At 37.9% G+C, this 13,806-nt stretch carries 12 protein-coding genes; 6 read left to right on the plus strand and 6 right to left on the minus strand.

From position 1 onward, the window contains the following. Positions 1-94: 94 nt before the first annotated feature. The 6 genes from mnmG to rpmH form a co-directional block, all read right to left on the minus strand. Entirely contained in the window at positions 95-2,023 is a 1,929-nt protein-coding gene (gene mnmG / locus JUD45_RS04275; RefSeq protein ID WP_138727257.1) for a tRNA uridine-5-carboxymethylaminomethyl(34) synthesis enzyme MnmG, read from the minus strand. A 41-nt stretch (positions 2,024-2,064) separates the two neighbouring features. Next, positions 2,065-3,456, minus strand: a complete 1,392-nt coding sequence (gene mnmE / locus JUD45_RS04280) for a tRNA uridine-5-carboxymethylaminomethyl(34) synthesis GTPase MnmE (protein WP_138727258.1) — start codon at positions 3,454-3,456, stop codon at positions 2,065-2,067. A gap of 178 nt (positions 3,457-3,634) precedes the next feature. Continuing rightward, the gene (gene jag, locus JUD45_RS04285; RefSeq protein ID WP_203619741.1) at positions 3,635-4,363 is read right to left on the minus strand and encodes an RNA-binding cell elongation regulator Jag/EloR; all 729 of its coding nucleotides are present in this window, start codon (positions 4,361-4,363) and stop codon (positions 3,635-3,637) included. A 104-nt stretch (positions 4,364-4,467) separates the two neighbouring features. Beyond that, entirely contained in the window at positions 4,468-5,301 is an 834-nt protein-coding gene (yidC, locus tag JUD45_RS04290; protein WP_034530614.1) for a membrane protein insertase YidC, read from the minus strand. Continuing rightward, positions 5,301-5,663 carry a ribonuclease P protein component gene (rnpA, locus tag JUD45_RS04295; protein WP_034530615.1) on the minus strand — a complete coding sequence of 121 codons (363 nt, stop codon included), beginning with the start codon at positions 5,661-5,663 and terminating at the stop codon, positions 5,301-5,303. Before rnpA ends, yidC begins: the two co-directional genes overlap by 1 nt. A 60-nt stretch (positions 5,664-5,723) precedes the next feature. Beyond that, positions 5,724-5,858, minus strand: coding sequence for a 50S ribosomal protein L34 (rpmH, locus tag JUD45_RS04300; protein WP_034530627.1), 135 nt, complete (start codon positions 5,856-5,858; stop codon positions 5,724-5,726). A 487-nt stretch (positions 5,859-6,345) separates the two neighbouring features. Here rpmH and dnaA point away from each other — a divergent pair, with 487 nt between their 5' ends. The 6 genes from dnaA to gyrB all read left to right on the plus strand — a co-directional run bounded on the left by dnaA (position 6,346) and on the right by gyrB (position 13,737). Beyond that, entirely contained in the window at positions 6,346-7,689 is a 1,344-nt protein-coding gene (dnaA, locus tag JUD45_RS04305; RefSeq protein ID WP_138727260.1) for a chromosomal replication initiator protein DnaA, read from the plus strand. A gap of 169 nt (positions 7,690-7,858) precedes the next feature. Then, entirely contained in the window at positions 7,859-8,995 is a 1,137-nt protein-coding gene (gene dnaN, locus JUD45_RS04310) for a DNA polymerase III subunit beta (protein ID WP_203619742.1), read from the plus strand. A 131-nt stretch (positions 8,996-9,126) separates the two neighbouring features. Further along, entirely contained in the window at positions 9,127-10,221 is a 1,095-nt protein-coding gene (locus tag JUD45_RS04315) for a M24 family metallopeptidase (protein ID WP_138727262.1), read from the plus strand. Between the two features lie 202 nt (positions 10,222-10,423). Next, on the plus strand, positions 10,424-10,642 hold the full coding sequence (gene yaaA / locus JUD45_RS04320; RefSeq protein ID WP_187155851.1) for a S4 domain-containing protein YaaA: 219 nt from the start codon (positions 10,424-10,426) through the stop codon (positions 10,640-10,642). 9 nt (positions 10,643-10,651) lie between these two features. Further along, positions 10,652-11,767 carry a DNA replication/repair protein RecF gene (gene recF / locus JUD45_RS04325; RefSeq protein ID WP_138727263.1) on the plus strand — a complete coding sequence of 372 codons (1,116 nt, stop codon included), beginning with the start codon at positions 10,652-10,654 and terminating at the stop codon, positions 11,765-11,767. A gap of 23 nt (positions 11,768-11,790) precedes the next feature. Further along, positions 11,791-13,737 carry a DNA topoisomerase (ATP-hydrolyzing) subunit B gene (gyrB, locus tag JUD45_RS04330; RefSeq protein WP_034533762.1) on the plus strand — a complete coding sequence of 649 codons (1,947 nt, stop codon included), beginning with the start codon at positions 11,791-11,793 and terminating at the stop codon, positions 13,735-13,737. The last annotated feature ends 69 nt before the right edge of the window (positions 13,738-13,806 follow it).

Here is a 13,806-nt window from a genome sequence, read left to right on the forward strand (position 1 = left end):
TGTCACCGGTTGAATACCGGATCAATTCCTCCCAGAAAATAGCATAACCATCTTCCAATTTTAGGGGTTCAGGTCAACGGCTTTTTTATTTTACTTATTTTTTGATTTTAGCGATTTTGCCTTGTTGGATGTAAACACCTAAAATGGCAACATCTGAAGGGTTAACCCCTGAAATTCTAGAAGCTTGAGCCACAGTACGTGGTCTAATCTTTTCTAGTTTTTGACGAGCTTCAGTAGCTAAACTGTCAATTGCATCGTAATCGATGTCATCTGGAATCTTCTTAGCTTCCATCTTCTTCATACGAGCAACGTTTTCTTCGGCCTTCTTGATGTATCCAGCGTACTTAGTTCTAATTTCAACTTGTTCTACCACACGACGACCTAATGGCTTGTCAGCTGGTTCAATGAACTTCAACAATGTGTTGTAAGTTACGTATGGACGACGTAGGAATACAGATGCCAAAATACCATCCCTAAGTGGCTTGTCACCGTGAGATTCAACGAATTCGTTTACTTCATCACTTGGTTTGATACGAGTGTGATCTAGACGATCTAATTCTTTAATAACGGCTTCTTTCTTTTCCAAAAACTTGTTGTATCTTTCGTCTGAGATTAGGCCTAATTCGTGACCCTTTTCAGTTAGACGGAAGTCAGCATTATCGTTTCTTAGAAGTAGACGATATTCGGCACGACTAGTTAGTAAACGGTAAGGCTCGTTTGTTCCCTTAGTTACCAAGTCATCGACTAAAACACCAATGTATGCTTCGTTACGTTTTAGAACCATTGGATCCTTGCCTTGGGCACGTAATGCAGCGTTGATTCCGGCGTATAGACCTTGTCCAGCGGCTTCTTCGTATCCTGAAGTACCGTTAGTTTGACCGGCAGTGTATAGGTTCTTAACAATCTTAGTTTCAAATGTTGGTTTTAATTGGTAAGGTGCAACGACATCGTATTCGATGGCGTAACCTGGTCTCATCATTTCAGCGTGTTCTAGTCCAGCAACACTGTGTAACATCTTTTGTTGTACTTCTTCTGGAAGAGAAGTTGAAAGACTATCACAGTAGTATTCGTTGGTTTCACGACCTTCTGGTTCCAAGAAAACTTGGTGTCTGTTCTTGTCAGCGAAACGAACAATCTTATCTTCGATTGATGGACAGTAACGAGGGCCAACCCCTTCGATAACACCGGTAAACATAGGTGCACGGTCTAGGTTGTCACGAATGATTTGGTGTGTGTGTTCGTTAGTGTAGGTTAACCAACATGATAGTTGATCCTTAACTGGAATGTACTTGTCATCAGGAGTTTCAAAACTGAAGTGGTTAACTTCTTCATCTCCTGGTTGTTCTTCTGTCTTAGAGAAGTCAATTGTACGACCGTTAACACGTGGAGGTGTACCAGTCTTGAAACGTTTCAATTCGAAACCTAATTCTTCTAGGTTTTCTGACAACTTCAATGCAGGTTGGGAGTTGTTTGGACCTGAAGAGTATCTTAGTTCACCAATGATAATTCTTCCACGAGCAGCAGTTCCGGCACAAATAACAGTTGTTTTTGAGTAGTACTTAGCACCTGTGAAAGTGACGATACCCTTGCAGACACCGTCTTCAACGATTAGTGAATCAACAATTCCTTGTTTTAAATCCAAGTTAGGTTGTTTTTCGATAGTTTCCTTCATTGCACGGTGGTAAGCGTGCTTGTCAGCTTGCGCACGTAATGCACGAACGGCAGGACCCTTACCAGTGTTTAGCATTCTCATTTGCACGTAGGTCTTATCGATATTTCTACCCATTTCCCCACCTAATGCATCGATTTCTCTAACCACTGTTCCTTTGGCTGGTCCACCAAGTGATGGATTACATGGCATAAATGCAACCATGTCCAAGTTAATTGTGATTAGCATTGTTTTGTTTCCCATTCTGGCTGAAGCAAGCGCAGCTTCACTACCAGCATGACCGGCACCAACGACGATAACGTCGTATTCACCGGCATCGTATTGGATATTTTCTTCGCTTACGATTTGGCTCATTTGTTTTCCTCCATTAAAAATGTTTCACATGAAACAATTGACTATTTTCCTAGACAGAATTGGCTGAATAGTTGATCTAATAGCTCACCGTTATAACTATCACCGGTAATTTCACCAAGTGATTCCCAACATGCGTGCATGTCCATTTGAACTAAATCAACCGGTAGACCTTCATCCAATCCGTTAATTACGCTGTTTAGTGATTCCTTTGCATTGTGTAACAAACTAACGTGTCTGGCATTCGTAACCATGACGTCGTTTTGTGAGCTTTGAATTCCTTGAGTAAAGAATAACTTAGCAATCATTTCCTCAAGTGGTTCAGTTCCGTTGTCTTGTATTGCAGAAGTAGTAATCACGTTTTCTGCACCGACTAAGTTCTTAACTTCATCAACATCGATTTGTTGAGGCAAGTCGGTCTTGTTCAAGATAGTGATTCGCTTGGAATCATTAGTTAATTCGATTAATTGACGATCTTCGTCAGAAAGTTTTTCAGAGTAGTTCAATACTAATAGAACTAGGTCTGAACTAGCGATAGCCTTTCTTGAACGTTCCACACCGATTTTTTCAACTTTATCTTCGGTTTCACGGATTCCGGCAGTATCGACTAATTTCAAAGGAACACCCTTAACGTTAACGTATTCTTCCAACACGTCACGTGTAGTTCCTGGAACATCTGTAACGATGGCCTTATCTTGGTGTAACAAGTGGTTTAAGATACTTGATTTACCAACATTTGGACGACCAACGATAGAAGTAGCAAGTCCATCCCTTAGCACTTGTCCTTGCTTGGCAGTTTCTAGTAGTTTTTCAACCTTAGCTTTTAAATCAACCGCATTTTCCTTCAATAACTTAGAAGTCATTACTTCGGCATCGTCATATTCAGGGTAATCGATGTTAACCTCAACATTTGCTAAAACGTCCAAAATTTGTTGTCTAAGCGTTCTAATTAGTCTTGAAAGGTTTCCTTCAAGTTGGCTTTCAGCAGCCTTCATAGAGCGCGTAGTTTTGGCGTCAATAACATCCATGACCGCTTCTGATTGTGAAAGGTCAATTCGTCCATTCAAGAATGCACGTTTAGTAAATTCACCCGGTTCAGCAAGACGGGCACCATAACTTAAAATCAATTGAAGAATGGTGTTAGTGGCTAAGATACCACCGTGACAGTTAACCTCAATCACGTCTTCACATGTGTAGGTCTTTGGTGCTCTCATTACTGATACCATCACTTCATCGACGTCTTCGTTAGTGTCTGGATCAAAGACATGTCCGTAGTTAATGGTGTGTGAGGCAACCTTGTTTAAGTCTTTGCCTCGATAAATTTTACTAATTACCTTTAAAGCGTCATCCCCACTGATTCTAACGATGGAGATTCCCCCTTCACCAGGTGGTGTTGAAATCGCTGCGATTGTATCAAAATCTGTAGTCGTTGCCATGTTCCTCTTCCTTTCTTAATTATCAAAATCCGTATTGTGGCCTAGCGCACAAAAAAAGTGCCCACTCCACGCCAAAAAAACTCAGCATGGATAAAGCACTTTGACTACTTCATCTATCTCTGATAAGAATGATACCTTATATAATAAAAACTTTATCCGGTTTTGTCAATTTATATGACTATCCTTGTGGTTCTACAACGACAGCACGGTAAGGTTCGCGACCTGATGAGAATGTGTTGACGTATAGATTGTCTTCTAGTTGGTTATGAATAACCTTTCTTTCAAAAGAAGGCATTGGATCTAGGTATACCGGTTGTCCTGTTGCGACCGCTTCTCTGGCTGTTTTTTCAGCTAATTTCTTCAAAATTTCAGTACGGCGGTGACGATAATCGGCTGTATCTAGTTGAATTGATAAACGGCTGTATCCGATGTGGTTCAAGTAGATTTGTGCCAAGTTTTGTAAAGCATTGATGGTTAGACCATGCTTACCGATTAATAGACCTTCTTGTTCAGTCTTGAAGTTAATACGAGCGAACTTTCTGTTAATAATCTTAGGTTGTAATTCTGCTGAAACGCCCAATTCTTCAATAATTGGCTTCAAATAAGCCACTAGATCTTCCATAGCTTGTTCATTTGAATGATGACGTTTCTTTGTTTCTGTTGTTTCTTCTGGTTGATTGTTAATCTTAATGTTTTTTGTTGGTGTTGCTGCGATTTCTTGAGAGTTTGATGCATTTTTATCATTTTTAACGTTGATTTCGACGATTGCATCACGTTTTCCGATTCCAAAAAAGCCTTTACGGTTTGTTTGAACAATGTTGATATCAGCATTGCTCTTATCAACGTTTAGTGACTTTAGTCCTTCCTCGATCGCTTCACTGACTGTTTTAGCAGTAAATGTTGACATGTTGGGACTCCTTTTAAAATAAACTATGTTATTAATAATATCACAAACTAGCGGTCCAATGATACACAAAAAAAGCGTCTGATTATAAAATCAGACGCTTTTTATTATTTACGACGAGATTTTTTAGCTTTACGAATTGCTTTTTCAACATTACGCTTGTGTTGTTTTTCAGCACGAAGCTTTTCTTCTCGTTCTCTTTGAATCTTCCAAGGGTTTTGAATAAACAATGTTTGTACAGCTTGGAAGGCATTTGTTACTACCCAATAAATTGAGATTGCAGCAGGAATATTTAATGCCATGAAGAAAATGATAACGGGCATCCCAAACATCATTCCCTTTGTCATCCCATTTTGCTCAGGTTGTGACTTCATTGCTAGCCATGAACTAATGAAAGTAAATACGGCGGCTAGAACCGGCATAATAAAGTATGGGTCTTTATGTCCTAATTGTAACCATAGGAAATGACCTGACTTCAAAATATCTGTACGCCAGATAGCTTGGTATAAGGCCCACAAGATTGGTAATTGAACTAATAGTGGCAAACAACCAGCAACAGGGTTAACCCCTGCTTCAGCGTATAGCTTTTGTTGTTCTTCACGAAGTAACTTAACAGTTTCAGTATCCTTTGATGAATACTTCTTTTGAAGTTCCTTTAACTTAGGTTGTAGTTCTTGGGTCTTCTTCATACTCTTGGTTTGATAAATCATCAAAGGCAAGATAATGATACGAACGATGATGGTGAAAGCAACGATACCCATTCCATAGTTAGAACCGAAGAATTTGGCTAACCAAATGATGGCTCTTGAGAAATTAAGTACGATAACTCCATCCCATAGACCGGTACTGTGTGAAGTAATTGGTTTATTACTACATGCAGTCAAGAAAAATACCAATCCTAAAATTGAAGTAAGTGAAAGATACTTTTTAAATTTTTTCATTAGTCTTCTCCCTCAACATAATCAGAATCAAGCAAGTTTGCTAATTTTAAAACATGAACCATATTCTTTTTGACTTCTTCCATTGATAATTGGTCGGCTCTTGGACGAGCAATGACCAAGAAATCAACATCTTGTCTTAGATATGGCTTTAATTCAGTCAAACTTTGTCTAACTCGTCTTTTAACCCAGTTTCTGTGAACGGCATTCCCAATCTTCTTACCAACTGAAATACCAACTCTAAAATGGGGTTGATCAGGCTTTTCCATTTGATAAATGACAAAAGTCCGATTAGCAACTGAATTATGTTTTTCAAAAACATTTTGGAATTCTGCTTCTTTTTTGACGCGATATGACTTACGCATAATCCATCTCCATTAAATTTTGTTCAATATAATGAAAAAGACCACTGAATGGTCAGTGGTCTATACAGTCAATGACTTTCTACCTTTTTTACGACGGCGAGCTAAAACTTTACGACCGTTGCTAGTGCTCATACGACTACGGAAACCGTGAGTACGTGCGTGCTTACGTTTCTTTGGTTGGTAAGTTCTCTTCATTACTAACCCTCCCTTATATATTTTGTATGTTTCTTTTCTATGTCAAATACATTTCCTAAACATAATACCATAAAAAAATTAATGATGAAACATAAAAATCAAATTCTTTCCCTAAAGGACCCCATTTTTTATCCACATTTTAATTTGTTTCATACACATTTTGATATTTTTCTTGTTAATTAAAATTTTCCAATTAACAGGCTTTTCCACAAGTTTTCCACAAGCGAACAGCCTGTTATTAAAATTATTCACAAGTTGTGCATAACTTTTTGTTTTTATTGATATGTCGGTTATACTTACTTGTGGATTATTAACATTTTTCTGTGGAAAACTGAAAAATTAGATGATTTTAATCAAGTTATCAACAGGGTGTGGAAAATAAAATTAACAGGGTGTGAAACAATTATACACAAGTAAATGTGCTTGTGGAAAACTTTTTTTTTTAATGGTAAAATTACTAAAGATTTTTAACGGGAGGAAATGATTCATGGATAAAGACTCATTATGGGAAGCAATCAGTGAAGCTTTTGAAAAAAATTACTCCACTACAACCTATTCAACATGGATTGCTACAGTTAAGCCCATTAGCTTAGTCGGAAATGAGCTAACGCTAGAACTTCCATCTCCTCTCCATCGTGATTATTGGGAAGATAAGTTAGAGGACTCTTTAGTAGAGTATTCATACAAAATAACTAAAAGAGATATCGTTCCAAAGTTCGTATTAGAAGGAGATCTAAGGAATTCAGCTAAGAAAGATGATCATGTTAAAGAGAATTCAAGCAGCGCAAATGACAATGAATTCTTACAAAACAGTCATCTAAATCCTAACTATACATTTGAATCCTTCGTTATCGGTAAAGGTAATCAAATGGCGCATGCAGCGGCGCTAGTTGTTTCCGAAGACCCAGGAAAAATGTATAACCCACTTCTTTTGTACGGAGGTGTCGGATTAGGAAAGACCCACTTGATGCACGCAATTGGTAACAAAATTCTAGAAGACAATCCAACTGCAAACATTATGTATGTAACTAGTGAATCATTTACCAATGATTTCATTAATGCGATTCAAAATAATGAAACTGAAGCATTCAGACAAGAATACAGAAACGTCGATGCTTTGCTAGTTGATGATGTTCAGTTCTTTGCTGATAAGGACGGGACTCAAGAAGAATTCTTCCATACTTTCAATGATTTGTATGAAAATAAAAAACAAATTGTTTTAACTTCTGATCGTTTACCAAAGGAAATTGCCAAGTTGCAAGATCGTTTGGTTTCTCGATTCGCCTGGGGACTTCCGGTAGATATTACCCCTCCAGACTTAGAAACAAGAATTGCTATCTTGCGTGCAAAAGCAGAAGCAGACGGGATTCAAGTTCCCCCAGATACGCTTAACTACATAGCTGGTCAATTTGATTCAAACGTTCGTGAACTAGAAGGTGCATTGTCACGTGTACATGCATTTGCTAACTTCAAAAAAGTTCCAATTACAACTGATTTAGTATCAGAAGCCCTACGTGGCCTTAACAATGGTGATTCAAAACCTGAGATTACGGTTGAAAACATCATTAAATCAGTTTCAACTTACTACAACGTTTCTATAGACGATTTAAAAGGGAAAAAACGTGTCAAAACTATCGTTATCCCTCGTCAAATAGCAATGTATTTAAGTCGTACTTTAACTAATAGTTCTCTTCCAAAGATTGGAAATGCATTTGGTGGTAAAGATCATACAACTGTTATTCACGCATACGATAAAATCGCAGAAGCAGTTCAATCAGATTCAACCATCAAAGATCAAATTAAAGAGCTAAAAGAAACATTAGAGAGATAATTGGTGTGTGGAAAAACGTGGTAACTTATCCACAGGTTATCCACATGTGTAAAACTCTATGTCCGTAAGTGCTAATTAACTTTTCCACAGTATACACAGGCCCTACTACTACTGTTTTAACTATATATATTAATTAATATTAAATAATACATGCGAGGAGACATTCAAAATGAAATTTTCAATCAAACGATCAGCATTCATTCAAGGAATAAACATGGTTTCAAGAGCAATTTCATCAAAAACCACTATTCCTATTTTGACTGGTCTTAAGCTAACAGCATCAAACGAAGGTTTGATCTTAACTGGTAGCAATGCTGATGTTTCTATCGAAACTGTTATTGATAAAAACGATGCTGATAACGAGCTAATCATCGAAGAAGAAGGTTCAATCGTTTTACCTGCTAGATTCTTCAGTGGAATCGTTAAGAAATTACCTAGCGATAAAATGACACTTTCTGTTGCTAATGGTTTCCAAACTGAAATCACTTCAGGAAGTTCATCATTCACTATCAATGGTTTAGATGCGGCTGATTACCCTCACTTACCTGAAATCGAAAACGATAACGAAATTTCATTGTCAGGTGATGTATTCAAGGAAATCATCAACCAAACTGTTATTGCCGTATCAAACCAAGAAAGTCGCCCTATCCTAACTGGTGTTCACTTTGTACTAAAGGACGGTACTTTATTTGCTGTCGCAACTGATTCACACCGTCTAAGTCAACGTAAAGTGGCCCTTCCTGATAACCAAGGCGAATACGACGTTATCATTCCTGGTAGCAGTCTTTCAGAACTATCAAAGATGATTTCAGATGATACTGAAAACGTTAAGATGAAGATCACTGAAAACCAAGTGCTATTCACTATTGGTAACACTTACTTCTACTCAAGATTACTTGAAGGAACATACCCTGATACTTCTAGATTGATTCCTAAAGAATCAGAAACTGACGTTCAATTTGATGCATATGAACTACTTGGAGCTATCGAAAGAGCTTCACTTCTATCTCATGAATCAAGAAACAACGTTGTTAAGCTAACTATCAAGGCAAATGTTAAACAAGTAACCATCTCTGGTAACTCTCCAGATGTTGGTAACGTTGAAGAAGAAGTTGAAAGCAAGGAAGTTGCTGGAAATGACTTAGAAATTTCATTCAACCCTGACTACATGAAGGACGCCCTACGTGCATTTGGACACTCAATGATTAATGTGTCATTCACATCATCACTACGTCCATTCACCCTTGTTCCTTCTGAAGATGCTGAAAACTTCATCGAATTAATTACCCCAGTACGTACTTTCTAGTGAATTTAATATTTCATCTAATAAAACGCGGCTCTTGTCTAATAAAGGGTCGTGTTTTTTTAATTTACGAATTAATAATTGTTTGAATTTTTGTCATTTTAGTCTAAGATATATTAAAAGGAGGGGTTTGCATGTCTAAGATAAAGTCAATCCAGGACTGGACCTACAACAACGGATTAGATTTCACATATCTAAGTGATCCGAAAACAATTCAATACTTAACTGGGTTTTACAGTGATCCAGTAGAGAGGGTATTAGCATTAATCGTATTTCCTGAAAAGGATCCGTTTATGTTTGCACCCGCATTGGAAGTAGAAGCAATTAAAGATACTGGTTTTCCATATGATGTTTATGGATACTTAGATCATGAAAATCCATGGCAAAAGATTGCTGCTCATATTCAACAAAGAGTGGAAACGCCAAAATCAGCAGGAATTGAAAAAGAAAGCTTAACAGTTGCACGTTTAGAAAATTTACACAGAGAGTTGCAAAATGTGACTTTCGAAACTGATGTTACTGATTATTTGAACACAATGCGTTTGATTAAGACTCCAGACGAAATCGAAAAATTAAAAGAAGCAGGTAAAGAAGCTGATTTTGCTTTTGAAAAAGGTTTCGCAGCATTAAAAGCGGGAAAGTCAGAAAAATCAGTCGTGGCTGAATTGGAATACGCACTAAAACAAAAGGGTGTCATGGAAATGAGTTTTGATACCTTAGTTCAAGCAGGGGCACATGCCGCTGAACCACATGGTGCAACTTCCGATAATTTAGTAAAAGAAAATGAAATGGTGCTATTTGATCTAGGAACAGTACATGATGGATACATCTCTGATGCCACTAGAACTGTTGCTGTTGGTGAAATTAGCGATAAACAAAAAGAAATCTACGATGTCTGTCTAGAAGCTCAATTAGCTGCGATGGATTTCGTAAAACCTGGTGTTACAGCTGAAGAAGTTGATAAGGTCGCAAGAGACATTATTGAAAAGGCTGGATACGGCAAGTACTTCATTCACCGTTTAGGTCATGGAATGGGGATGTCTGAACACGAATTCCCATCAATCATGGAAGGAAACAAGATGGTCTTAAAACCCGGTATGTGTTTCTCAATTGAACCCGGAATTTATGTTCCAGGATTCGCCGGAGTTAGAATCGAAGATTGCGTTTACGTAACCGAAGATGGATGCGAACCATTTACCCATACACCTAAAGAAATTAAATATTTATAAAATAAGACCCCTTAGAAAGTTATCTAAGGGGTTCTTTTTGCGTTTAAAGTGATTTTTTAAGGATATGAGCGATTTTGGCATAGATTTAACTAACTAGTAAGCACTTTTTTATAATTGCTTAGAAAGGCGAAAATTAGCTTATAAACTATACTTTTAACCACCAAAAGGGTATAATAATACATAGGAAAAGGTGGGTGAAGTTTTGAAAAAGAATGTTTTCATCGATACCGAATATATAACATTAGGTCAATTGTTGAAGGAAGAAGATGTTGTGTCTTCCGGTGGTCAAGCTAAGTGGTATTTAAAGGACCATGCAGTAAAACTAAACGATGAACCTGAAGATCGTCGTGGTAAGAAATTATACGACGGGGATAACGTTGAAGTTATTGATGTTGGTTTGTTTTTTATTCGCAAAAAGTAGGCTTTATTTATGAAATTAAGAGAACTCAAATTACGTAATTTTCGTAATTATAGCAATGTAGAGGTGCAGTTCTCACCTTCAATCAACGTTTTATTGGGTAACAATGCCCAGGGAAAGACCAACATGCTAGAAGCAATCTATGTTTTAGCATTAACACGTAGTCATCGTACCAATAACAATCGCGATTTGATTAATTGGGAAAATGAAAATGCTCAGGTCTATGGCGAAGTTGAAAAAGAGCTAGGCACCACTAAATTGGAAATCGATTTGGGAAAGAAAGGCAAACGTGCAAAGGTAAATCAACTCGAACAGGCCAAACTATCCTCATACGTTGGTGAACTAAACGTGATTTTGTTTGCTCCGGAGGACTTATCCATTGTTAAAGGAGCACCGACAGTACGCCGTCGCTTCATGGACATGGAATTTGGTCAAATGAGCAGCCAGTATTTATACAATAATTCTCAATATCGCAAAATTCTAAAACAACGAAATAATTACCTAAAGCAGCTACAGCTAAAAGAGGCTTCGGATAAGCTTTACCTAGATGTCTTATCTGATCAATTAGCGGCATACGGTGCCAAGTTAATTTTTCAACGTTTGGAATTATTGAAGAAATTGCAGGGATGGGCAGCAAACATCCATGCTGAAATTTCTCAGGGTAAAGAAGAATTGAAGTTTAAATATGTTTGCGCATTGAAGAAAAAACAGCAGACCAATGAAAACGACATCTATACCGGTCTAAAGGAATTGTTTGACGAAAATAAAGACAAAGAAATTAGACAGGGTAATACGTTATATGGTCCGCATCGTGATGATTTACAGTTTATTATCAACGGAAAAGATGTTTCGACGTTTGGCTCACAGGGCCAACAAAGAACATCCGCACTTTCGGTTAAGTTAGCCGAAATTGATTTGATGAAGGAAGAAACGAACGAATATCCAATCCTATTGTTGGATGATGTTTTATCCGAGTTAGACGATAATCGTCAGACTCACTTATTAAAGTCAATTCAAGATAAAGTGCAAACGTTTTTGACGACTACGAGTCTAAGCGGAATTGCTCGCGACTTAATATCTGATCCAAAGGTATTCAATATTTCAAGTGGGCAAGTCGTAGAAGAATAGTCTGAATTAGGGGAGGAATAAAGTTGACTGAAAATGAAAAAGAAGAACAAAGAAGGAAAGCTGACGAATATAATGCCAGCCAAATTCAAGTTCTAGAAGGTCTAGAAGCGGTACGTAAACGTCCAGGTATGTACATTGGATCAACCAGTGTACAAGGTCTCCACCATTTGGTATGGGAAATTATTGATAACGGGATTGATGAAGCCCTAGCTGGTTTCGCCGACACAATCCACGTAACTGTTGAAAAAGATAACAGTATTACAATCGTTGATAATGGACGTGGGATTCCTACTGATATCCAAGAAAAAACTGGAAAGCCAGCCCTAGAAACAGTATTTACTATCTTGCATGCCGGAGGTAAGTTCGGTGGTGGCGGATACAAAGTTTCTGGTGGTCTTCACGGGGTTGGGGCATCAGTTGTTAACGCGTTATCAACTGAATTAGATGTAACCGTAACTCGTGATGGTAAGAAGTACTACATGGACTTCAAGCGTGGTCATGTTAACACCAAGATGAAATTCGTCGGTGATGATGATCCAGATAACCACGGTACTAAGGTTCACTTCCTTCCAGATCCAGATATCTTTACTGAAACAACCACATATAACATCAAGACTTTAACTGAAAGAATTAGAGAACTTGCTTTCTTAAACAAGGGACTAAAGATTTCACTTCGTGACAATCGTCCAGAAGAACCAACATACGAAGAATTCCACTACGAAGGTGGTATCAAGCACTACGTTGAATACATCGATAGTGAAAAGACACCATTATTCGAAGAACCAATCTATGTTGAAGGAATGGAAAATGACATTTCAGTTGAAGTTGCACTTCAATATACTGATGATTACCACAGTGAAATGAGAACATTTACTAACAACATTCACACCATCGAAGGTGGTACTCACGAAGAAGGTTTCAAACGTGCATTAACTCGTGTTATTAACGATTACGCTCGTAAGAATAACCTATTAAAAGAAAAAGACGATAACTTAACCGGTCCTGACGTTCGTGAAGGTTTAACAGCCGTTATTTCTGTTAAGCATCCGGACCCACAATTCGAAGGACAAACTAAGACTAAGTTAGGTAACTCAGACGCAAGAACTGCTACTGACCACATCTTCTCAGAACACTTTGCTAAGTTCTTATTTGAAAACCCAACATTGGGTAAGCAAATTGTTGAAAAGGGTGCATTAGCATCTCGTGTTCGTGCCGCTGCAAAACGTGCACGTGAAGTTACTAGAAAGAAATCAGGACTAGAAATTTCTAACTTACCTGGTAAGTTAGCCAACAATACTAGTCGTGACCCTGAAATCTCTGAATTATTCATTGTCGAAGGGGACTCCGCGGGTGGATCTGCTAAGCAAGGTCGTTCCCGTTTGACCCAAGCTATCTTGCCAATTAGAGGTAAGATTTTGAACGTTCAAAAAGCGACAATGGACAAGATTTTAGCCAATGAAGAAATCAGATCAATGTTTACAGCAATGGGTACTGGTTTCGGTAATGACTTTGATATTGAAAAGGTTCATTACCACAAACTAATTATCATGACCGATGCCGATGTCGATGGTGCCCATATTCAAACACTTCTATTGACATTGATTTACAACTACATGCGTCCACTAATTGACGCTGGATATGTCTACATCGCTCAACCACCTTTGTATCGTTTACAACAAGGTAAGATGATTAGATACATTGCAAATGATGATGAATTGGAACAATGGAAGGCTCAATTGCCTGCATCTCCAAAACCTAGCATCTCTCGTTACAAGGGTCTTGGTGAAATGGATGCCGAACAACTTTGGGATACTACTATGAACCCAGACAACCGTCGTTTACAAAGAGTTGAAGCAAAGGATGCTGCACAAGCTGCTGAAATCTTTGATATGTTGATGGGTAACAAAGTAGAACCACGTCGTAAATTCATTGAAGAAAACGCCACATTCGTTGAAAACTTAGACATTTAACATGAATGTTTCATGTGAAACATTTTAATGTAACGACCATGAATTGGAGGTAAAAACATTGGCCAATAA

It is taken from the genome of Apilactobacillus nanyangensis, from assembly GCF_016861915.1.
In the GTDB taxonomy this organism is placed as follows: Bacteria; Bacillota; Bacilli; order Lactobacillales; family Lactobacillaceae; genus Apilactobacillus; species Apilactobacillus nanyangensis.